This window comes from Gammaproteobacteria bacterium (assembly GCA_029880545.1).
Classification (GTDB): domain Bacteria; phylum Pseudomonadota; class Gammaproteobacteria; order Acidiferrobacterales; family SZUA-150; genus JAOUOD01.
The window spans coordinates 1-22,211 of the sequence record JAOUOD010000005.1 but is presented as its reverse complement, the minus strand read 5'-3'; the positions used below and the strand labels follow the sequence as shown (position 1 = coordinate 22,211).

The 22,211-nt window shown below is 55.2% G+C and carries 20 protein-coding genes and 1 pseudogene; 7 read left to right on the top strand and 14 right to left on the bottom strand.

What is annotated here, in order from left to right:
* The first annotated feature begins 1 nt into the window (after nt 1).
* Nucleotides 2-472, top strand: coding sequence for a flagellar protein FlgN (locus tag OEZ10_06770; GenBank protein ID MDH5632685.1), 471 nt, complete (start codon nt 2-4; stop codon nt 470-472).
* Between the two features lie 35 nt (nt 473-507).
* Nucleotides 508-1,248, top strand: a complete 741-nt coding sequence (locus OEZ10_06765) for a flagellar brake protein (protein ID MDH5632684.1) — start codon at nt 508-510, stop codon at nt 1,246-1,248.
* Between the two features lie 51 nt (nt 1,249-1,299).
* Here the strand turns inward: OEZ10_06765 and OEZ10_06760 are convergent, their stop codons facing one another.
* Both OEZ10_06760 and OEZ10_06755 read right to left on the bottom strand, forming a co-directional pair.
* On the bottom strand, nt 1,300-2,433 hold the full coding sequence (locus OEZ10_06760) for a GNAT family N-acetyltransferase/peptidase C39 family protein (protein MDH5632683.1): 1,134 nt from the start codon (nt 2,431-2,433) through the stop codon (nt 1,300-1,302).
* Nucleotides 2,430-3,551 (bottom strand): M14 family metallopeptidase, encoded by a 1,122-nt coding sequence (locus tag OEZ10_06755; protein ID MDH5632682.1) that lies wholly within the window; start codon nt 3,549-3,551, stop codon nt 2,430-2,432. The genes OEZ10_06760 and OEZ10_06755 overlap by 4 nt, the downstream gene beginning before the upstream one ends.
* Nucleotides 3,552-3,677: 126 nt before the next feature.
* On the opposite strand from OEZ10_06755, the gene OEZ10_06750 reads away from it, so the two are divergent.
* Both OEZ10_06750 and OEZ10_06745 read left to right on the top strand, forming a co-directional pair.
* The gene (locus OEZ10_06750; GenBank protein MDH5632681.1) at nt 3,678-5,141 is read left to right on the top strand and encodes a RimK family protein; all 1,464 of its coding nucleotides are present in this window, start codon (nt 3,678-3,680) and stop codon (nt 5,139-5,141) included.
* A gap of 23 nt (nt 5,142-5,164) precedes the next feature.
* A complete protein-coding gene (locus OEZ10_06745; protein ID MDH5632680.1) occupies nt 5,165-5,959 on the top strand; it encodes an RMD1 family protein in 795 nt (264 codons plus the stop codon).
* A 9-nt stretch (nt 5,960-5,968) separates the two neighbouring features.
* On the opposite strand, the gene OEZ10_06740 is transcribed toward OEZ10_06745, so the two are convergent.
* From OEZ10_06740 to smc, 5 genes are all read right to left on the bottom strand, one after another.
* Nucleotides 5,969-6,487: a DUF1003 domain-containing protein gene (locus OEZ10_06740; GenBank protein ID MDH5632679.1), complete on the bottom strand. Its 519-nt coding sequence runs from the start codon at nt 6,485-6,487 to the stop codon at nt 5,969-5,971.
* A gap of 161 nt (nt 6,488-6,648) precedes the next feature.
* Nucleotides 6,649-7,479, bottom strand: a complete 831-nt coding sequence (locus OEZ10_06735) for a rhodanese-like domain-containing protein (GenBank protein MDH5632678.1) — start codon at nt 7,477-7,479, stop codon at nt 6,649-6,651.
* A gap of 379 nt (nt 7,480-7,858) precedes the next feature.
* Entirely contained in the window at nt 7,859-9,895 is a 2,037-nt protein-coding gene (ligA, locus tag OEZ10_06730; GenBank protein ID MDH5632677.1) for an NAD-dependent DNA ligase LigA, read from the bottom strand.
* Nucleotides 9,896-9,987: 92 nt separating this feature from the next.
* A complete protein-coding gene (locus OEZ10_06725) occupies nt 9,988-11,280 on the bottom strand; it encodes a cell division protein ZipA C-terminal FtsZ-binding domain-containing protein (GenBank protein MDH5632676.1) in 1,293 nt (430 codons plus the stop codon).
* A gap of 6 nt (nt 11,281-11,286) precedes the next feature.
* Nucleotides 11,287-14,784 carry a chromosome segregation protein SMC gene (smc, locus tag OEZ10_06720; protein ID MDH5632675.1) on the bottom strand — a complete coding sequence of 1,166 codons (3,498 nt, stop codon included), beginning with the start codon at nt 14,782-14,784 and terminating at the stop codon, nt 11,287-11,289.
* Nucleotides 14,785-14,877: 93 nt separating this feature from the next.
* Between smc and queF the strand changes: the two are divergent.
* The 3 genes and pseudogenes from queF to OEZ10_06705 all read left to right on the top strand — a co-directional run bounded on the left by queF (nt 14,878) and on the right by OEZ10_06705 (nt 18,157).
* Nucleotides 14,878-15,243: pseudogene (gene queF, locus OEZ10_06715) on the top strand (preQ(1) synthase).
* A gap of 166 nt (nt 15,244-15,409) precedes the next feature.
* A complete protein-coding gene (locus tag OEZ10_06710; protein ID MDH5632674.1) occupies nt 15,410-16,729 on the top strand; it encodes an FGGY-family carbohydrate kinase in 1,320 nt (439 codons plus the stop codon).
* Nucleotides 16,730-16,798: 69 nt separating this feature from the next.
* Nucleotides 16,799-18,157, top strand: coding sequence for an MATE family efflux transporter (locus OEZ10_06705; protein MDH5632673.1), 1,359 nt, complete (start codon nt 16,799-16,801; stop codon nt 18,155-18,157).
* Nucleotides 18,158-18,183: 26 nt separating this feature from the next.
* Here OEZ10_06705 and OEZ10_06700 read toward each other — a convergent pair whose 3' ends face one another.
* The 7 genes from OEZ10_06700 to OEZ10_06670 form a co-directional block, all read right to left on the bottom strand.
* The gene (locus OEZ10_06700; protein MDH5632672.1) at nt 18,184-18,789 is read right to left on the bottom strand and encodes a TetR/AcrR family transcriptional regulator; all 606 of its coding nucleotides are present in this window, start codon (nt 18,787-18,789) and stop codon (nt 18,184-18,186) included.
* Between the two features lie 10 nt (nt 18,790-18,799).
* Nucleotides 18,800-19,030, bottom strand: a complete 231-nt coding sequence (locus OEZ10_06695; GenBank protein MDH5632671.1) for a sulfurtransferase TusA family protein — start codon at nt 19,028-19,030, stop codon at nt 18,800-18,802.
* A 294-nt stretch (nt 19,031-19,324) separates the two neighbouring features.
* The gene (locus OEZ10_06690; GenBank protein ID MDH5632670.1) at nt 19,325-19,456 is read right to left on the bottom strand and encodes a hypothetical protein; all 132 of its coding nucleotides are present in this window, start codon (nt 19,454-19,456) and stop codon (nt 19,325-19,327) included.
* Between the two features lie 220 nt (nt 19,457-19,676).
* On the bottom strand, nt 19,677-20,165 hold the full coding sequence (locus tag OEZ10_06685) for a DUF2938 domain-containing protein (protein MDH5632669.1): 489 nt from the start codon (nt 20,163-20,165) through the stop codon (nt 19,677-19,679).
* Nucleotides 20,166-20,412: 247 nt separating this feature from the next.
* Nucleotides 20,413-20,781 (bottom strand): hypothetical protein, encoded by a 369-nt coding sequence (locus tag OEZ10_06680; GenBank protein ID MDH5632668.1) that lies wholly within the window; start codon nt 20,779-20,781, stop codon nt 20,413-20,415.
* Between the two features lie 100 nt (nt 20,782-20,881).
* Complete coding sequence (locus tag OEZ10_06675) at nt 20,882-21,520, bottom strand: hypothetical protein (GenBank protein ID MDH5632667.1); 639 nt, start codon at nt 21,518-21,520, stop codon at nt 20,882-20,884.
* A gap of 67 nt (nt 21,521-21,587) precedes the next feature.
* Nucleotides 21,588-22,067 (bottom strand): hypothetical protein, encoded by a 480-nt coding sequence (locus OEZ10_06670; GenBank protein ID MDH5632666.1) that lies wholly within the window; start codon nt 22,065-22,067, stop codon nt 21,588-21,590.
* Nucleotides 22,068-22,211 lie beyond the last annotated feature (144 nt).

The window sequence follows — 22,211 nt, the reverse complement described above, 5'->3', positions numbered from 1 at the left end:
CGTGAGCAAGGAAGCTGCCAGTCAACTGGAAGAGTTGCTCGGCCGCGAGACTGCCGAACTTGAAGCCTTGACCGGGCTGCTGGAACAGGAACGGGATGCATTGGCCCGTTCAGACGTCGACAGCCTGCTTGGCATTGTCGATAAAAAATCCCGCAGCACAGCGGTGCTGGAGCAAATCGAATCGCAACGCCTGGCGCTGCTCCAGGCCGTGAACCAGCAAAATATTACCGACTTTATTGAATACAACCCGGGTGACAACACGTCACTGGCATCTGCCTGGTTTCGTTTTACCCGCGCCGCGGAAGCCTGCCAGCGCCTGAACCAGATCAATGGCATGGCCATGATGCAGTACCGGCAACATGTTGCCCGCATGATGGCCATTCTTGCCGGCCAGTCCGGCAACGAGAACACCTATGGACCGGACGGCAGCCTGGACTACGCTGCTTCGGGCAAGGCCGGGTTAAAGGCCTGATTCACCAGTAAACCCGTTTTCCGAATGTTTTTGGCATGTTGAAACAAGAACCAGTCACCGATAACACCTTCGAAATCGAACGCATTACCGAGGCGGCGCGCATCGCCGGCCTGTTTAACGCTATCCTGGAAACGCGCGACCAGTTCACCGTGCAACTGCACAACCGCGACGACTTGTTCAATTCCATGATACTAAGCGTGAATGCTGACGGCAAAACACTGGACCTGGATGAGCTGCAACCGCTGGCCGCCAACAATTTTGTCGACAAGGGTGTCACCCTGCGCATGATGATTCGTTTTCGTGGCGCGCAACTGGCATTCAGCACCACGGTCATTAACAAGGGCAGAAAAAACGGCGCCATCAGTTACCGTTGCAGCCTGCCGCCGTTCCTGTTGTCACGACAAATGCGCAATCACTACCGCGTTGAAGTGGGTGTCACCCGTAACATCCTGGTGATCCTGGCCGACGAAACCGGTGCCACGATCCAGGGCACACTGCATGACATCTCCATTGGCGGTATCGGCATTCGCGTCAACGCCACCGAGGTACAGGATGTAAAGACCGGTGAACGCCTGGCCCGTTGTACGCTGCACGTTGATGATACAAAGACCATCAGCAGCCCGCTGGAGATCAAGTTCAAGAAGAATATTGCCAACACCAGCCTGGCGTTGATTGGTGGAAGTTTTATTGACCTGCAACCGCGCGACAAAAACCGGTTAAGTCACTTTGTTGCCGCGCTGGACCGGGAAAACCAGAAACGCCTGCACCGGGTGTGAGTTTTCTGCCAGCCCGGTTGCCGTTACCACGGGAATCATTTTACCGGGCCATTAGTTCCGCTTTTTTCTCAGCCCGTGCAATACCAGCAGGCAGCGCAGGCGCTTGCGACCGAAACGCGCCATACCCTGGAACATGGGCCGCGTCACCGGGACATGGATGTAGTCCATTTCCGTCAGGTGCGGATCCGTCTCCTGATCGGGATCATTAATATAGATAAATTCATCATCGATACCGGTCACGTAAACCCAGTGCGGCGCCTTGTTGCGGTTAAGACGCCAGGTACTGATAAGTGCAATCACGGGATCGCCGTTGCCGATAATGGCATCCAGTTGCGCACCGTCCATTTCCTGCACATTGAGCCTGATCCGCGTCTTGTCGATGCGTGCCAGGAAGTCCTCATGTACCAGTTCAATTACCGCCTTCTTTTCGTCATCGCGCACGCCGTCAATAAACGGTGCCTCGGCATAATTGATATACAGGCTGACACTGAAGCCCCGCTGCCAGGCGCTGAGCGCAAGACCATGCGGCGAACAACCGCCATGGCCCGAGGTCATGAATATGGTTGTTGCCTCGCGCCAGATTTGCAGTTCCTCGGTGCGGCTGAACCGGTATTTCGGGTCCAGGGTTTTCATGGCCATCATCAGCGACGCCGGGCCACAGGTAAAATCGGTGGTTTGTTCATAATAGGGCTTGGCGGCCTTTGAACCCGCGCCCGGCAGGTTCAGGTGTTTTTCCATGCGGTTGGCATCGGCGCCATCTTCGTAATAACCACGAATCCGGCCTATGCGGCGATAGTGGCGCTTTTCATACAGCGCCAATGCCGGCTTGTTGCCAACATTCACTTCCAGGCGGATGAACACACAGTGGCGGGCGATGGCAGCGGCCTCGGCGGCTTCCATCAACTTGCCGGCCAGCCCCCTGCCCTGGGCTTCGGGCAACACGGCAATGGAATACATACGCGCCAGGTTGGTGCCATGACGATAAAGATTCAACACATAACCAAGAATGCGCTGACCATCGGCGACGACAATCAGGTCGTGAGGTCCCGGGCGCACCAGGTTTAAAAAGCTGCGGCGCGACAACTTGTCCGTCTGGAAGCAGGTGGCTTCAATATTAACCAGTTCACCGATATCGGCCCGGGTGGCAGCCCGAAGCAGAACCTCCGGCTTTGTTACGCGGCTCATGATCGGGAATCCTGGGTCATGCCGGCCACGGCCAGATCGACAACCTGGCGACCGCGGAACAACAGCTGTTGCTGCCAGGACCGCTCTTCGGGATAGAAAAATTTTCGCAATGCCTGTACCGCCTCGTGATCCAGTGATCGCGCCTGACCGTTGCGGGCACAATCATTATAGTATGCCTGCTCCTGCAGCAGCGATGTCAGCAAGTCGGTCACCGGGTAGGTGCCGAACTCCAGGGTAACGAAACTGCCGCGATCACCCATGACATCATGCCACAGGTAGTCCACCAGCCCGGATTTAACACCGGAACAGGATTCACCCTTGAGTGCCGAGGTGGCATTGGCGCCGTACCAGTTGCAGGCCAGGTCAAAACCGGCCGTACCGGGCACGTGATCATTGATCAACTCGCCATAGCCGTACGGACCAAGACCGGTATGCACATCAACAACCGCAATATTGCGGGCCTTGCCAATCCACGAATGGGAGGCAACGGTTTCCAGCAGTTGTCGACTCCAGCCCGGCGCGTGGCCGCCAAAAAACGGGCATTGATCGCCCAGGTAATGACCGTGGGCGAACAGCTCTACAAAATCGTTTATCGACTGGTTTTGCCACAGCGCCTGTATCGCGTTCGGATCGCGCCAGTCCAGCGCCGAAACGGTATGGTATAACGCATCAAAGTCGGAACTGCTTCCGGGCACCGATGCAAAATCGATACAGTTGCGATTCACATCAATGCCCTGGTGATCACAGCGGCGCAACCAGGCAAAACCCCAGGGATTGACCGCGTGAATGAGAATCACGCCAAGACCGGGCTGTTGCGCGAGCAGCGTCGGCAACAGTGCCAACAGGTCTGCCTGCACGGCCGAGCCGGCGAACCCTTCAACGCCATGGGTGGCGGACATGACCACCAGCACGGCATCGGGGTCCGGTCGCGTTGCCGCAAACACGACGTCGCTGAACAATTCCTGGCCGTCGGGACCGGGCAAGGGATGCGGGAAACTTTGGCGCTCTATCACCGCGGGGCCGGACAGCCTGTCGCAGGCGTCAATAAAACGGCTGCGTCCCGACCGGTAGGAATCGGCAAACATTCCCGGATCAAAGTCGGTCATTAACAGCGTCATACCTGCCCCAGAAAAATCTGGATGATATCGCCGACAGACGGCGACCACCAACAATAAATTTTTGTTGTGCTTTTTTAACAGCCGATAAAGAATATGCCACCCTGACTTTCCGAGTCACAAACACGCATGACCGCTTTTTATGTCGTTGTCGACAAACCCGGCGACTGGCAACCTTACTACCCCAGCCAGGACGTCATCACTTTCGACGATTATCTTCACAAGGTGGGCGCGGACAAAAAGAACCGCGTTCGCGTAATCAACCTGTGCCGAAGCTATCGCTATCTCGGCACCGGATATTATTGTTCACTGCTTGCCGAGGCGCGTGGCCATCACGTGTTCCCGTCTGCCGGAACCATCAATGACCTTGCCCGTGGTACGCGGCTGCCGATGATGCTCGACGGTGCCGACAAGTTGTTACAAAAGCTGCCTGAAGGCAAGGCCGGCGATACCCTGCAATTCACCTGCTGGTTTGGCGAAGCACTGAACCCGGATCACTCGCGCATCGCACAAATGGTATTTGAGCACTACCCGTGCCCGATACTGGAAGTGCAGCTGGCCTACAAGGGCGGCTGGCAAATCCGCCAGGTACGACCATCGTCCCTGAAAAACCTGGTCGACCCGGCAGAGCAGGAAGCCTTTGCCACCACCTTTGAGCAATTCAGCCGGAAGATGTGGCGCAAACCGCGAACCCGAAAATCCTATCGCTACGACCTGGCGATACTTGTGGATCCCAACGAAGCCATGCCGCCCAGCGACAAGAAGGCGCTGAAGCTGTTCGAGAAAGCGGCCAACAATCTTGGTATTGCCGTGGACCAAATCACGCGAAAGGAATACATGCGCCTGCCGGAGTACGACGGCCTGTTCATTCGCGAGACCACGGCCGTGGATAACCACACCTACCGCTTCGCCAAGAAGGCGGAATCGGAAGACATGGTCGTTATCGATGACCCGACGTCCATCCTGCGCTGCACCAACAAGATTTACCTGGCTGACCTGCTGCGTAATCACAATATTCCCACACCCAAAACCATGGTGCTGAACCAGCCGGATCGCGATGACCTAAAGGCGCTGGTCGAAGAAAGTGGCCTGCCACTGGTACTGAAAATTCCTGATGGTTCGTTTTCGCGAGGCATCATCAAGGTGGAAACATTCGAGGAACTGGAAGCCGGCGTCAAAACCCTGTTAAAGGAATCATCCTTGCTGCTGGCGCAGGAATACCTGTACACCGATTACGACTGGCGCGTCGGCATACTCAACAACAAGCCGTTGTACGCCTGTCGCTACTACATGGTGCGCAACCATTGGCAAATCTACAAGCATGGCGACACAACCAAGTCCGGCGGATATGACACGCTGCCCACATTTGAAACACCCAAGGCGGTACTGGACGCGGCGGTCAAGGCCAGCCAGCTGATTGGCAACGGGCTGTACGGTGTCGATATCAAGCAAAGCGGCAAGCGCGTGGTCGTCATTGAAGTCAATGACAACCCGAGCATTGAATCCGGCGTCGAAGACAAGTATCTTGGCGATCAACTCTACACGGAAATCATGTCCGAATTCCTGCGGCGCATGGAGGCCCGTGGCCGTTAACCTGCAAAGCCAGAAAGGTCCCGATGAGCAATATCGCCGATATCTACGCGCTGTGTTACAGCGACCAGTTCGATTTTGCCGCCATGCGGCAGGGGTTTCTCGCCAACCAGCGCCATGCCATTTACCGTAATGTCATCCACATCGAGTGGTTTGAAAGCGATATCTTCGTTTTTGATTACGGCGTTGTTGTGTTCTGGAATACCAGCCTCGAATACCGCAAGCGTTTCCTCGACCGGATTCGGGACAGCGCCGGTAACCTGGTCGGCAGCACCATTGAGGACGAATTCACCTGCGAAGTCATTGAAAGCAGTCGCTCGGTAAAAAACGATCACATCACCCTGCCTGACAATGACATTATGACGCGCATCGCCGTCTGTCATGCCATCGCCCAATCCACCAAGCTGGCGCTGTTTGAGCAGCGGGTTTCCGATACCATTGTTGAAACCACGTATATCCCGAAAAATATTGCCACCACCGGCAGCTCAAAACTGCGCGGCAAGGAACTGGCCCAGATGCGCGGCAAGCTGTTCATCGCCAAGAGCGATGTCATGTTGCGTTATGATCTGCTGGACGTACCCGATTTTTTCTGGGAATACCCGGAGCTGGATGGCTTTTACACCATGCTCGCCGATTACCTGGAAGTTCGGCAACGCGTTGATGTGTTAAGCAAGAAGCTGGAAACCATTCACGAACTGCTGGAAATGATTTCTGACGAACAGAAACACAAGCACTCATCCATGCTGGAATGGATAATTATCTGGCTGATCGCGTTTGAGATCCTGGTGTTTTTTGTTCACGATGTGTTCAAGTGGCTGTGATGTGACGGCTTACACCTGCTCGCCGGACTCCCTGGCGCCCAGGTCCCTGAGCATGTGATTTAACTCGTCCACCTTCTGGTGCAACAGCATGATCTCGAGCTCACTCTTGAGCCCGACTTCATAGGTGGCCTCGGCCTTGAGCTTGTCCTTGGCCGCCTGGCGGTTTTGCGACATCATGATAATGGGCGCCTGCAATGCCGCTACGGTTGACAACCCCAGGTTCAGCAGGATGTACGGGTAAGGGTCGAATACCCGGTCCGGGCTGATCACCAGCCACGAGTTGTATGCCACCCATCCTGCCATCAACAACGTGAAACCGATAATAAATGACCAGGAGCCGACACCGCGCGAAACATGATCGGCAATTTTCTGCGGTAAGGTGATTTCCTCGGCGAAAACATCGTTGATATTTTCAACAACGACTTCTTCGCTGGCGATACTGTCGATAACGCGCTTTTCTTCTTCCGACAGTTCCTTGTAGTCAATGCCGAGCAGGGATTTTGCCAGTTTTTCGACATATTTTATCATGGCCAGGTACCTCGCTTTGATCGTGGCTTTACTGCCTGCGAGTATACGTCAACGCCATGCAATGCAAATACCCCGCTGTTATGTTCAAGAAAAAACTTGTTAAAAAAAACAAGGGCCGGTTACCCGGCCCTGAATTTGCAGCAATGAAATGAAATTATTCGTCAGCCGCCGGCTTGATCAAAGCGGAACTTGCCCAGCTTTTCCTCGTAGTAACCTTCCGATCCACCCTTCATGAAGTAGTAGTTCTTGACGCCCTGCCGTTCCAGCAGGTACTGGAACCAGCGCACCTGCTTGCCGACCTTGTCATAGACCAGTAGCGTCTTGCCCTGCTTCCTGGAATTATCAATGATCTGCTTGATCCGGTCGATTTCGCGAAGCTCGGCGCGCTCTTCCTCGAACGGGAATACCTGGGTATCTCGCTGTGCCCGGTCACGAATGTCCAGGATCAGTCCACCGCCGCTCTTTTTTGCCTCGAACGTCCTGGCATCTATAAGACGAGACTTGAAACGGTCGTTATCAATAAAGTCTGCCGAACGCATGGGAGTCTTTCCCAGCAACACGCTTTGTTCAGGAACCTTTTGTGCCCAGGCATATATCCCGGCGTCATAGGCAATGCAGTCGGCAACACCGGCCTTGCGCGCCTTTTGTACTGCCTCGTATGACTTTTTGCACTTTCCGCCATTGCAGTAGAAAACAATCTGTTTGCCTTCCGCTTTTTGAATATCGGCAATACTCTGGCCGAAACTGTCGCTGTTCAATGGAATATTCACAGCGCCCTTGATATGCAAGGTGTCATACTCGTAGCGACTGCGAACATCCACTATGGTGACATTTTCCGCAGTAGCCTTGAGCACCTCCATCTCCATTACCTTGACGTCCTTGAACTTGTCCCGGTGCGGAAACGGGTTCGTCTCCGCCAAAACCTGCGCGGATACTGTCACGGCCAACAACGACAACAACGTTATAAATGTTTGCAATCCAGTGAGTTTCATGGTTTCCCCCGTCTATGCAGATTCATGTAGCGACGTATCACGGCAAAGCCATCTGGACATGGTCTTATTGTTAATAGTTATTGTTTACCGTTGACATTAAATTTATAGACGGGTTTGGGGAATATGTAAAATATTTTTTACACTATGCCCGCCCCGTTATCCACACAACCAATAGGCATTAAGGCAATCTTTTAAACTATTTTTATATTGTTTATTTTTAATGGGCTTTTTGTACCGCAGCAGAATTGATGGACTGGATAAAATGATGCCTGGCAGTTACCAGCAGTTTTAATCGTCCGTAATCTTGCAGGCAAAGTAATTGTTCGCGAAAAAAGGTATTGTGTCGGCATCAGATAAATGACGAGCATTGCCCGGGCCATCAGGCCACGCTACCGATCATTTTCAGGAACTGGTTTTCATCCAGTATCGCCACCCCCAGCTCCTCTGCCTTGGTAGCCTTGGAACCGGGATCCGCACCAACGACAACATAGTCAGTTTTCTTGGAGACACTGCCGGCCACCTTGGCACCAAGATCCAGCAGCGCCTGCTTGGCTTCGCTACGGCTCATGGAAGACAGTGTACCGGTCACAACAAAGGTCTTGCCGGCCAAAGGCAACTGTTCCGCACTCTTGACCTCGACATCCGGCCAATGCACACCGCGCTCTTGCAGGCGCCGGATAACTTCCTGGTTATGCTGTTGATGAAAAAACGCGTGAATACTTTCCGCGACGATGGGGCCGACATCGGGCACTTCCAGCAACGGCTCTTCCCCGGCTTTCATGAGCTCGTCGAGATTACCGAAGTGCTTGGCCAGTGCCAGTGCCGTGGCCTCGCCCACCAGCGGAATACCGAGAGAAAACAAAAACCGGTTAAGTGTTGTGGCACTGGCCCGGGTGATGGCATTGAGCAGGTTTTCGGCCGACTTGTCGGCCATGCGATCCAGTGCGGCAACGTCATCCTTATTCAGAACAAAGATATCGCTGATGTCATGGATCAATTCCTTGTCCACCAGCTGTTCCACCAGTTTGTCGCCAAGGCCTTCTATATCCATGGCCTTGCGTGAAGCAAAATGAATAATTGACTGGATGCGCTGGGCATCACAGTACAGGCCACCGCTGCAACGGGCGACGACGCCATCACGTTCGTAAACAATTTCCGAATCACAGACCGGGCAATGCGCGGGGAACTTGAACTTGCGCGCGCCTTTTTTGCGCTTGCTGGTCACAACCGATAACACTTCCGGTATCACGTCACCGGCACGACGAATCACGACCGTATCACCAACACGCACATCAAGACGTTCAATTTCGTCTCGATTATGCAAGGTGGCATTGGTAACAGTCACGCCACCAACAAATACCGGTTGCAACCGGGCCACCGGGGTAATGGCGCCGGTACGCCCGACCTGCACATCAATGGCTTCCAGCACGGTCATTTCTTCCTGTGCCGGGAACTTGTGCGCTGTTGCCCAGCGCGGTGCACGTGAAATAAACCCCAGCTCCTGCTGTTGCTGGCGACTGTCCACCTTGTAAACAACGCCGTCAATTTCATAAGGCAACGTGTCGCGACGCTTCAGGATATCGCGGTAATACTCCAGGCATCCTGGATAGCCATCCACTTGCCGGACTTCCGGGCAGATCCGCAAACCCCAGCTGCGTAATTGTTGCAACAGGTCGTAATGGGAGTCCGGTAGCACCGCATCGGTACTGACTTCGCCAACGGCATAAAAATAAATTTCCAGCGGGCGTTCAGCAGCAATACGTGGATCAAGCTGGCGCAAGCTGCCGGCGGCGGCGTTGCGCGGGTTGGCAAAAGTCTTTTCACCGGCTTCACGGTAACGCCGGTTCATGGCTTCGAAACCGGCCAGCGGCATAAACACTTCGCCACGTACCTCGAGGCGTTTCGGGAAGACCTTGCCCTGCAGTTTCAAGGGCACCGTTTCAATGGTGCGAACATTATGGCTGACATCCTCTCCGGTTTCGCCATCACCACGGGTTGCCGCCCGTACCAGTACACCGTCTTCATACAGGATACTGATGGCCAGCCCATCGAGCTTGGGTTCAGCGGTATAACGTATGCTGTCCGTATCCAGGCGATCGGTTACGCGACGATGAAACTCGGCCAGTTCATTGTCTTCGAACACGTTGGACAACGACAGCATGGGAATGCTGTGCCTGACCTTGGCGAACTCGCTCAAGGGCCGGGCGCCAACACGCTGGGTAGGCGATTCAACAGTTACCAGGTCGGGGAATTGCTGCTCCAGCGCCTGCAGTTCACGAAACAGGCGATCGTACTCGGCATCGGGAATCTCCGGCTTGTCGAGCACATAGTACAAGTAGTTGTGATGGTTGATTTGCTCGCGCAGGTTGTGGATCTTTTTCCCTGCGTCGGCGCGGCTTGTCTTGGACCCTGGCACGGTTTCTTTTCCTGGAGAGCAAATCAACTCTTGTATAGTACAGGCATTTGTTCGCACGGGCTATCGACCTGCTTGCGCGCCCGCCTTCGTCGTTATGTATTAAACAACCTTAACGCGGTCTCGCTTCCGGGAGCGATGGTGTAGGCGCGCATGTGCTGTGACATCTCCTGAATCTGCGCGGCAATGATCTTGATGCCTTTGCGGGTCAGTTCATTGCCATCCGGATCCTGCATACGACCATCAAGAACCGTGCTTAACTGGTCAGCGACACGAGCCATTTCCTCAAATGCAGCAGCCGGGTCAGCAGCCAGGGGAATCTGCATGAACAACACCAGCCCCCGTATCATGTTGTCTTCCATACCTTCACGATTAAAAGTGCCTGGCTCAAACAGGTTGGCCATGCTGAACATATGCTTGCAACCGACAGCCTCATTATTCTTTCGATGATAAATGTCCATGGGGCCAAAACTCATGCCCAGGCTGGTCGCAGCCTTGTGAATCTTGCTGCCCCGGAATCCTGCCGCCACTTCCGGCAACACCTGAATACTGGCAATGGCATCGAATTGTTTGCAGAACGCATCCAGCGCATCGGCGCGCTCCATCGCATCCTCGTATTCCAGCGGGTGTTTGCATGGGCGACGCAGGTTATCGGCCAGCTTGAGACCCAACTGGCTGAACGTGTTCAGCTCGGATTCCTTGATCGGGCCATGACGATCGGCCAACTGGATAGCCAGCGCCAGGTCACTGTATTGCATGGTTTCAGGATCGCTATCGAGGCAGGACCAGGTGCCATCGATGTAGCGCAAACCATATATGCTGCGCGGCTTGTCGAGCATGTATTCGTTCTGCTTGTATATACCCAACGCCTTGTCCCGCTGAACCGGACCCTTGCCCGGCAGGCTGATGATAAAATCGATTTGTTCATTGGGCATACATGACCGGGCGTTGCCGGTCTCGCGGACGGTCTCGCCGGTTTCGACATCGATCATTTCCTCTTCGTCATCAAGTTCGCCGTGATAACGGACATCAAGCGGCATGGCCGCCATCTGCTCGAATCCTTCCAGTGATTCGATAAAGGAATCCGGCTCGGGTCCGTCGATGGCATCGAGGGCATCAAGATCAATTTCCGGCATCGGCGCATCGGTGCGCAACGAACGCGCCCCGGATGCGCGAAGCGGACCGGGATTTACATCGAGCCGGGTATGTGGCTTGAGTCGGTCTTCAACATTGTTCAGCGCATCCCGCGCAAAGCGGACAATCCCGGCCGGCGCGGTTCGGCTGTGTTCACGCAGCCGCTTGGCCGCGCGTGCCCGATCGACGCTGGTCAACACCACAATCGCGATAATCACTGCTCCGATGAGTAATAGCGCTGATTGCAGATCCATAGCATCCTACCCAACCATTTCCATAGCCTCTTCCACGTCTACGGATACCAGTCGTGACACGCCTGGTTCAGACATGGTGACGCCCAGCAACAGGTCCGCGATCTCCATGGTGATCTTGTTATGGGTGATGAACATCAGCTGGGTTTCGGCCGCCATTTCAATCAGGGTCTTGCTGTAACGTTCAACGTTGGCATCATCAAGTGGTGCATCGACTTCGTCCAACAGGCAGAACGGCGCCGGGTTCAGCTGGAAGATGGAGAAGATCAGCGACACCGCGGTCAGGGCTTTTTCGCCACCCGACAACAGGTGAATGGTGCTGTTACGCTTGCCCGGCGGACGCGCCATGATGGAGACGCCGGTATCCAGCAGGTCTTCGCCGGTCAGTTCAAGGTAGGCATGACCGCCACCAAACAGGCGCGGGAACAAGGCCTGCAAGCCGGTGTTCACCTTGTCAAAGGTTTCCTTGAAGCGGGTACGCGTTTCCTTGTCGATCTTGCCCATGGCCTCTTCCAGGGTCTGCAGCGCCTGGGTCAGGTCGTCGTACTGCTTGTCGATATAGGTTTTGCGCTCGCTTTGTTCCTCGAATTCCTCGATGGCAACCAGGTTGATCGGACCTAACCGGGTAATACGCTTGCCAATCTTGTCCAGCTCTTCGGTCCAGGACGCTTCGCTTGCTTCTTCTGGCATGGCTTCAAGCAAGTCCTTGACCGCGTTACCGGTCTCCGCAACCTGCTCGGCAATGGTATCGCGGCGCACCGATGTTTCCTGGCGGGCCAGGCGCTGCTCCTCGGTCTTGCCACGCAATTCCTGGGCTTCCTGTTCGCACTCGGCGCGATTCTTTTCCTGCTCGCGCGTTGCCGCTTCCAACTCCTGGGTATGGCGACGGGCGCCGGTCAGTTGTTCTTCAACTCCCTGGCGCTTGTGCAACAGGGTTTCGCGCTGCTGGTTCAGTCCCGTTGCCGGGTCTTCGGTATTGGCAAGCGTACGGTTGAGTTCATCACGACGACTGATCAGCTGCTGCAGCTGCTTTTCCAGGCGCTCGACACTTTGACGGGTCTGTTCAAGCAAGGTGGTCATGCGCTGACGCTCAACCTCGCGCTCCTGCAACAGGTCACGGGCACGGGCGGCATCGGCCCGCACCTGTTCCAGCTGTTGCTGGTACTGGTTGCGTCGTGCCTGCAGTTCCTCTCGGCGCTGCTCCAGGCTGCCGGACATGCTTTCGGCTTCACCCAGCAACTTGCGCGCTTCTTCCAATGATGCCGCGTCGTTGGTCAGTTGTTGGCCAATTTCCGCCAGCTCATCAGCAATTTTCTGGCGACGTTCGGTCAGGTTGGACAGCCTGGCTTCCTTGCTGCCCAGGGCCGCGTGGGCCTCGGTACGTTTCTGGTTATGTTCGTTCAGGGTCCTGCGCAGGCTTTCGCGCTGCTGATCCAGCTCCTGCACTTCGTGACGCAGCTTGCCCTGCTCTGCTTCCAGGCGCTGGATTTCGGCTTCGTGCCGGGCCAGCTCCCCGGTGAGCGTATCCATTTCACGCTGGCGACGCAGCATGCCGGCACGCGCACCCTCAGGATGAACAATGCTCAGCCAGTTGGCGCCCAGCCAGGCACCATCGCGGGTGATAATGGATTCATGAGCCGCCAGGTCGTTGCGCCTGGCCATGGCAGCTTCAAGATTATCGGCAACGCGCACATGGGCCAGCCACGGTGCCAGTGACACATCGGCCTTGACCTTGTGCAGCAGGCTGTCGGCGGCGATGGCGCCGCTGTTGATGTTACTGCCATCGACCATGACCAGGTCGGTTTCCAGGGTTGCCGCATCGGCAGCAAGGCTGCTGAAGCTGTCCACGCGTACTGCCGACAATTGCAGCGCCAGTACCCGTTCGGCAGCCTTTTCCCAACCGGCTTCCACCTCGATCATGGATGCCAGTCTCGGCGCCTGCTCCAGGCCGTGATCACCTAACCATTTATTAAGCGCTTCGTCATGCTTGCCTTGCGCCGCATCCTGCAATTCCTGCAATGATGCCAGCCGCGCCTGCATGGTATGCGCCTGGCCACGATGCTCCTCCAGGGCAACACCGTCTTCATCAAGCTGCTCGCGCAGTTCACGCACCCGGGTATTCACGGATTCGAGTTGCGATTCGTGCTCCTGCGACTGGCGATCCAGTTCGGCCGCGCGACTGCGCAAGCCATCGAGGTCTTCGCCGGCCAGCTCGGTATCAATACTTGCCGCTTCGTCGCCCAGTCGGGACTGACGCTGTTTCAATGATTCCAGGTGCTGCTCGGTCTGCTGAATACGTGAACGCTGCACATCGCGGGTTTTTTCCGGCTCGGCCGCCATGGCGTTAAATCGCTGCCACTCGTGCTGCCAGTCATTCATCTTCTGCTCGGCCGATTCACGTGCCTGCTGCTGGCTGTCGTTATTGCTCCGCACTTCCTGCAGCAACGGTTCCAGCTCGGCCAGTTCACCGGTGAGGCGTTCCACCTGCTGCTTGTCCTGGGTCAGGTGCTGGCTGGCTTCTTCCCAGGCGCGGTTCACCTGCTCCTGTTCACGCAACTGCTGTTCGCGGGTCTGGCGCGCATGCTGAATCTTCTGCTCGACGCCGGAAATATCAGCGCCCAGTGCATAGTATTCTTCCTGCACCTTGGCCAGCGCATCGTTGGCCTCGGTGTGCTCCGAGCGCAGCGCTTCAATCTGTGCCTCGGCTTCGCGCTGGCGGGCAATAATGGCTTCGCGTTCGTTGTCATACTGGGCCAGCAGGCGATCGAATTCGCCGAGCTTGTTATCCAGTTTTTTCCAGCGCAGCGACAACAACTGGCCCTTGACCAGCCGCTCTTCCTGCTTGTATTCCTTGTACTTGACCGCGGCCTTGGACTGGCGATCGAGCTTGCGCAACTGGGTTTCCAGTTCCTGGCGGATATCCTGGACACGCTCCAGGTTCTCGCGAGCATGGCGGATACGGTTTTCGGTTTCGCGGCGACGCTCCTTGTACTTGGAGATGCCGGCGGCTTCTTCGAGAAAGCCACGCAGGTCTTCAGGCTTGGCTTCGACAATACGCGTGACCATGCCCTGCTCGATAATGGAGTAGGCGCGCGGTCCGAGGCCGGTGCCGAGGAACAGGTCGGTAATGTCCTTTTTGCGGCAACGGGCCTTGTTCAGGAAATAGTCCGAGGTGCCATCGCGCGAGGCTTCGCGGCGAATGGAGATTTCACCAAAGCCGGCATACTGGCCAGGCGCGCGGCCATCGCTGTTGTCGAAAATCAGCTCCACCGATGCCTTGCCCACCGGTTTGCGGGTATTGGAACCGGAGAAAATAACGTCGGCCATCGAGTCGCCGCGCAGGTTCTTGGCCGAACTCTCGCCCATGACCCAACGCACCGCATCAATAATATTCGACTTGCCGCAGCCATTCGGGCCGACCACGCCAATGAGGTTGGAAGTGACCGGCACCGAAGTGGGATCAACGAAGGATTTGAATCCTGACAATTTGACTAGTTTAAGACGCATACTACCTTGTGATTTCTGAATTTCTGCTTAATTATGTAAAAAATAGGCGCTACAATCCGCGGCGATTCGCAACGCTAACACACGGATTCACTCATGCCTACCAAGCCGTCCAAAGACCTGGAAACCTTCGACAATCCCAACCCTGAGCGGGATTATATCATCGAGATCGAGACCCCCGAGTTCACCTGTCTGTGCCCGAAAACCGGCCAGCCGGATTTCGCCCACATATACATCGAGTACGTGCCGGATCAACACTGCGTTGAACTGAAGTCGCTGAAGCTGTATTTCTGGTCCTACCGCAACGAAGGCGCGTTTCATGAAGCTGTCACCAACCAGATTCTGGATGACCTGGTGGCCGCCACATCGCCCCGCTACATGTGCCTCCGGGCCAAATTTTATGTCCGTGGCGGAGTTTACACAACGGTGCAGGCCGAGTATCAAAAAGAAGGCTGGGCACCGCCGGCACCGCCGCCGGGCTGGCTGCCCAGGGAGTCCCGCGCGCTGCCAACCCGTGAGGAAATGGAGCGCCAGGGTGACGAGAGCCGGGGCGTAAAACCACGCAGCGGCTCGGCACTGAAAGGCCACGGCGAATAGGATCAAGACGCTGGCCGCCGCGAACCAGGACCTGTATCTAGGCATCGATGTCGGCACCAGCGGCGTGCGCGCCGTGGTCATCGACCGCGGCGGCAACACCCGGGCCCAGGCCCAAACTCCCATGCCGGCGCCGGTTCGCGATGGCGATGCCATCAGCCAGGACCCGGCCATTTGGTGGCGAGCGGTTACTGACACCCTGGCCAAGCTGTTTGCCTCCGTTCCCGCCTCGTCGATTCGCGCACTGGCGGTCGATGGCACCTCGGGCACACTGCTGCGCACCGACTCGGCCGGCCAAGCCGCGGGCGACGCACTCATGTATAACGATGCCCGCGCCCGGGACCAGGCCGCGCGCATTGCCGCGGCGGCCGGCAGCACCACGGACGGTGCCGGCAGCGCAGCAATAAGTGCGAGCAGCGCCCTGGCCAAGCTGCTTTGGTGGCAGGATCAAGCTTTACTGGCCAACACGCACCACGTATTGCAACAGGCTGACTGGATTGCCGGTCAATTTACCGGCCACTGGAACCAATCCGATGCCAACAACGGCCTGAAGCTGGGCTGGGACCCGGCCACTCACTGCTGGCCCGACTGGTTAACCGATCTGCTGGTTACTGAAGACATTGATACCGGTTTGCTGCCCGAGATTCAGCCTTGCGGCGCCGATTTCGGGCCAGTATGCGCCGAAGCCATTGCCCGGTTCGGGTTTCGCACCGATACCCGGGTGATGGCCGGCACCACTGATAGCATTGCCGCATTTATTGCCGCAGCCGGACCGACGATCAATTGGCAGCCGGGCCTGGCGGTGACATCACTGGGCAGCACCCTGGCGCTGAAACTGCTCTCGGACACGGCGGTATTTTCCGCCCGCCATGGCGTGTATTCACATCGCCTCGGCAAGTACTGGCTCGCCGGCGGCGCCTCCAACTGTGGTGGCGGTACATTATTAAAGTATTTCAGTATTGAACAACTGGATGCCATGACGCCCGGGCTGCAACCGGACCAGCCCACCGGCCTCGACTACTACCCGCTGCCCGCGCCGGGCGAACGCTTCCCGGTCAACGATCCGGACAAGCTGCCGCAACTGCAACCACGGCCCGATGACGATGTGACATTTTTCCAGGGCATGCTCGAAGCCATGGCAAACATCGAAAAACTGGGCTATGACCTGTTGGCACAACTGGGGGCCGCGCCGTTGAAGCAGGTATACACGGCAGGGGGTGGTGGCCGTAACGCAGCCTGGACACACATCCGCCAGGCTCACCTGGGCGTTGCCGTTGCAACCGCCAAACACGATGCGGCTGCCTATGGCGCCGCACTCATTGCAACAGGTATGATCGGCCACTCACTGTCGTAACACAACACAAGCACTCGCGACCTGTCCCGGTCTTGCAGCTTGAAGTCTCTAGGTACGGGAAGCTGTCAGGTGATCAAAAAAGAAATACAACACATTCTTCGGCTGTCGACACCGCTGATTATCGCCAACGTGTTCCAGCTGGGCATGGGCTTTGTCGATACCATCATGGCCGGTCGTATCAGCGCGCTGGATCTTGCCGCCGTGGCCATGGGCAGCAGCCTGTGGGTGCTGGTCTTCCTGTTCATGCTGGGTGTGTTTATCGCGGTCTCGCCCATCATCGCCCACCACGTTGGCGCCAACAAACCCGAACGCGTGGCGCCGGTGTTCCAGCACGCCTTGTGGTTTGCGCTGCTGTCGTCCATACCCAGCATTATCGCCGTGCGTTATGTATCCGGCATCATGCCGTGGCTGTCCATTGATGCCGCCGCCATTGATATCACGTCAAAATACCTGGCTGCCTATTCCTGGGGCATGCCCGGGGTTGCGCTGTTCCTGGCCTTGCGCTTTACCAATGAAGGCCTGGGCATTACGCGCCCAATCATGGTCTGCCAGATCATCGGTTTCCTGCTGAACATAGTTGGCAATTACATCTTCATGTTCGGTCACCTGGGCATGCCGGCCATGGGCGCGCCGGGCGCCGGCGTATCATCAGCCATCGTTGTCTGGATTAACGCCATCCTGCTGCTGGGATATGTCGCCCGCAGCCAACGTTACAGGGTTTATGAACTGTTTTCGCGCTTCAGCTCGCCGCGCCCGGAACTGATTCGCGAAATCGTTGCTATCGGGTTTCCCATCGCCATGATGTTATTGATGGAAGTGGGCATGTTCAGCACGATCTCGCTGCTAATGGGCAAACTCGGTGTCGTCAGCGCCGCCGCGCACCAGGTCGCCATCAACTTTGCCTCGCTGACATTCATGGTGCCGCTGGGCTTTGGACGCGCCGCGACGATTCGTGTCGGCAATGCCATGGGTGCGGGTGACATGATCAAGGCGCGACGTTCCGGCTACACGGCCATTACCATGTCGTTGGCAGTGATGATCGTATTCGCCGCCTTGCTGATCAGCTTCCCGGAGCAGATTGTCTCAATCTATTCCAGCGACGAACACGTTGCCGCCGTTGCTATCCAGCTAATCATCATCGCCGGGCTGTTCCAGGTGTTTGATGGCATACAGGTCGCCGCCAACGGATCACTGCAGGGCATGAAAGATACGGCCATCCCTGCCATCATTACCTTTATCGCCTACTGGGTTGTTGGCATACCTTCCGGGTATTACTTTGGCATCAGTCATGGCATGGGCGCCAAGGGATTATGGTGGGGTTGCATACTGGGACTGGGTGTTGCCGCAGTATTGTTGCTGGCGAGGTTTGTGGTGCTGACCAGGAGCAGCCGACACCGATTTTTGATTGGGCAAGAAACACGCTCATAACACGCCCCTGATCCGGTGCGCTCAAACTAGCGCTTGTAGCCGATGGCGGCCATAAACAAGGGTATCAACTGCCTGACCAGGTTGATTAATGTGAAGTCCCGGTAACGCTTGTCCTTGAGTATGCATTTGCTGTACAGCGCTTCACGCAGCATGCCCTGGAACAACAGGCTGGCCATGCGCGGATCGACATCACCGACACGGCCCGCCTCGACCAGTTCGGCCAGGCTGAACTCAATATAATCAACAAAAGAGCGCCAGCGATTTTCAAAAAAGCTGTTGGCCGCCGGCGTGCCTTCCAACGCACTCATGAGTTCCATGCGCAGGTAATCCGGGTCCCGCGAGATCGCCTCAACAAACACCTCGGTCATGCGCGTGAGAATACTCTGAAAATCTGATGGCTCGGCCAGCGCGGCACGTACATAGTCTTCGCGCTTTTCCGACATTTCGCGCAACACCGCTTCGTACAGTGCTTCCTTGGAGCTGAAATGCCGGTACAACACGGCCGGGCTCACACCCAGCCGGTTGGCGATGTCATCCACCGACACCCCGTGGTAACCCTTGTCCGCAAACAGGACCTTGGCTACCGCGAGGATCGAGGCTTTTCTCTCCGTGGCCTTCAGGCGCTTGGTCATGCAGGCGCGATCAGGCCTTGCGAATATCAAACACGTACTTGCCGTTCACTTCGCTGGAAGCAATCAGCTCGTTGCCGGTTTGGTTACAGAAGGCTTCCATATCCTTGACCGAACCCGGATCGGTAGCGGTCACCTGCAGCACCTGCCCGGAAGCCAGCTTGCCGATGCTCTTCTTGGTATGAAGAATGGGCAACGGACAGTTCATACCGCTGGCGTCGAGTGTGGCGTCTGGACTGATCATTGTGGAACTCCTTTAAGTTAGTGAACGTTCGTTTACTTTATCACAAAAAAGGCGTTCGTCAAGATGTCGTGGCAAGGCCACAAAAATACCGGAAAAAGGCGGTCCACAGCACATGGTGGAACCAGGCAGACTGATCGGGATAGCGCGGCTTTGCCGGGAGGAATCGTGGCCCAGCCGACCGGCTCAAACGGCAAACGGAGGCCTGTCAAACGGGGCAACCTCTGTCCCCCCGCTTCCAGGGGCCATAAACAAGGCGACCGAAGCCGCCTTGAAAATGCTCTCGCAGCACTGCGCTCAAGAAAGCCAGATCGCCGAACCGAAAGTCCAGCCGGCAACCATGGCTACGAGAAAAAGCAATATATAAACATCCGACTTTGACAGCTCGATAGTGAACCGATAGTTGTCGGTTTCATCTTCCTTGCTCATGGAATCTCCTTTTCCAGGTAGTGTAACTCGGTTTAACTGTATAACACGTTCGTGCGCACTGCCAAAAGACGTCGGACCAATTTCAATTGAGCCAGACCCTTTTGGTTCCTGCGGCGCTCAGAGCTTTCCGCGCGGATGAAGCCGATCCGGTTACCGTTGAGTATTTATGTAAGCGCCAAATCCTCTTTGACCTGGTTTTTGTACACGCCGGCTCCAGGTGCTACGACAACCCGATGGCAATAACACCGCCGACGCCGAGACCATAGGGAATATGAGACAACGTACTGGCAAGCAAGGCATTGGAGCCTTGCGGGCCTTGTCGCCCGAACACTCCCCAGCCGAAAGACGGAAGCAGGATAAACCATGGAAGAATCGACGTTGCCAGGCCAAACACTACGCCGCCCAGCAGATGATTGATGGCCAGCGAAACACCTGATGCCTGGAGCACAAGCGGGTACACAAGTGCAACACCGCCGCCACCAACAAGAAAATGAAACACCCAGCCCGCCTTGACCTCGTGTCTGTGCGGGAGCGAATCCTGAATATCATTATAAGCAAAGCGGCCGCGCAACAGGCCAAGAAACCAGCGACCCACCAGCCCAACACTGACACCACTGGTAACACCAAGTCTGCCGGCAAAGTGCTCCGTAATGTCCATCAAAATGGCGCCAACAATGCCGCCCAAAAACGCCCAACCCAGAATCTCCATTCGTTACCTCGTATGCAGCGCAAGTATATTTCGCCTCGCTACATGATCAAATAAATCGCCATGTGCTGTAGGTAAAACAGGGCCTCAGCACCCTTTGAATTGTTTCTAAGCCCCATCGCTGGATATTTTTTCCAGTATAAACGGGTGCTGACCAATTTTATTCTTATAGGCATAACGATTACATAATGGGCGCGCGGTAGCGCGTCCAAGTGAGCGAAGCGAACGCATTGATGTTCTTGTTAGGCATCTAACCATCTCCATCACCGCCATCAAAGTCCCCCATGTCACCAGCTTCAAATAGTCGTCCAATAAAACCAGTAAACCCATTAGAGCCATCGCCACTAGCACCAATATTATTTCCGGAGTAGCCTTTACTATCTAGATACTCAATCATTTTTAAAAGATTATCTGAAGTATTCCCATTATCTATCAACACCTTTTTGCCACAAAACATAAGCAACGCATAGTTTATGTACTCTTGGTTTAATTTTAGTTTCTGCACTGTCGTAACTACCTGGCCTTCCGTATAACCTGATAAACCAGAGCCGCCATACCGGCTCTTAAGGGCTCCTGGCAGAGTCGTAATATATTTTTTTATGGCCATTTCTTTGTTCATTTAGAATGCCTAACGCTGCGTTGAGCCGCGCGGGGCACGACCAGACCAAGAAACGGTACGCCGTATCACCGCGTCGGCCTCGAACGCGAAGTTAGGTGTTTCATTTATCTGGTGGCTTATAGTCAATGTTTCCACTTTCATACCACGCGCCATCTTTTACATGCTTATATGTTGATGGGTTCTTCTGATCGACCAAAACTAACCGACCCGCGCTCAGTTTGTACTGTAGAGTTTTTGCTTCTTGGTTTGGTGAAGTAACCTTGACTTCATTTCCAGTTACTAAATAGCAACCACGTGTAGATTGCATTGGGAGTCTGAACTGCATCAGCCCATCGGCCGTAAATTTCTCATAGGCAATTGCGCCTGTGTAATGCCGATATTTATACTTTCCTACGATGGAATTGGCTCTTCCTGGGCTTATCCTGTTTCTAACCTCTTTTTCACCATTCTGTCCTATTAGTATCAAAGTGTTGTTATCGACTTTTATTTCTGTGCCTGCCTCGTACGACACCGGCTCTCCAGTGTTTTTGCCAGTGTAAAGCTTCCCATTTTTTACTTCATAACGCAGGTCAACAAGCACAGTTACTGCTGCAACATAAGATCCGTCAATCCTGAACTCGATATTGTTTCCAATCCCACCTTTTGAGATTGAGGTGGACTCCCAAAGGCCCACCAATCCCTTATTGAGGGCTGGTTGGCAGGTTAATGTTGATGCCAGAGCAAGAGCGATGAGATTCATTTTTACACCTAACGAGCCGCTTCACGGGCGGCGGCGCGTTAGCGACGCCGTCCTGTGGATGCGGTGGTTAGCTGTAATAATTAAACCCAAACACATACGTTTCGTCATCGCGCCACACATACACCTCGAACGTCGCCTCATCCTCGTAGTTAAGAAGGTATGCTCTCGGAGGACCCGGTTGCATCCATTGCTTTTCCTTGATTACTCGCTCCAAAATATTGGTATCCACTATCCCTTGTGAGTAGCTTCGTGCCAAGCGGACGATCAGAGCCATTAGTTCGGATTCGCTCTGGTATTTCGTTCCGATTTTTGTTTTTAGCTCAACCGACACTCCATAGTGCTCACAACCGCCAATGGTGATTTCTACTCGCCCCTCGGCGACAGGAACGACTAAAACCAGGTTATTCTCGATAAGATAGCTTCCTGGATATTTCTCCTTAAGTTGAATATTACGTTCAACGCGGGCTTCTTGATCGAATTGGCACTCGTCGGCAAACACTGGCTGGCAAATACCAGCCATGATCAAAACCACTATCGATGCCTTCATGCGCGTTTTCCTGACAGCTAACTTAAATTCGCTGGCCGAAATGTATGAGTTGCAACCCGGCTTTTCGGCCAAATAAAATCCTTGATTTCAATATAATCAAGGGGTTGGTATTTTTTATTACGGACAAGCTCGCTTCCATTTTCT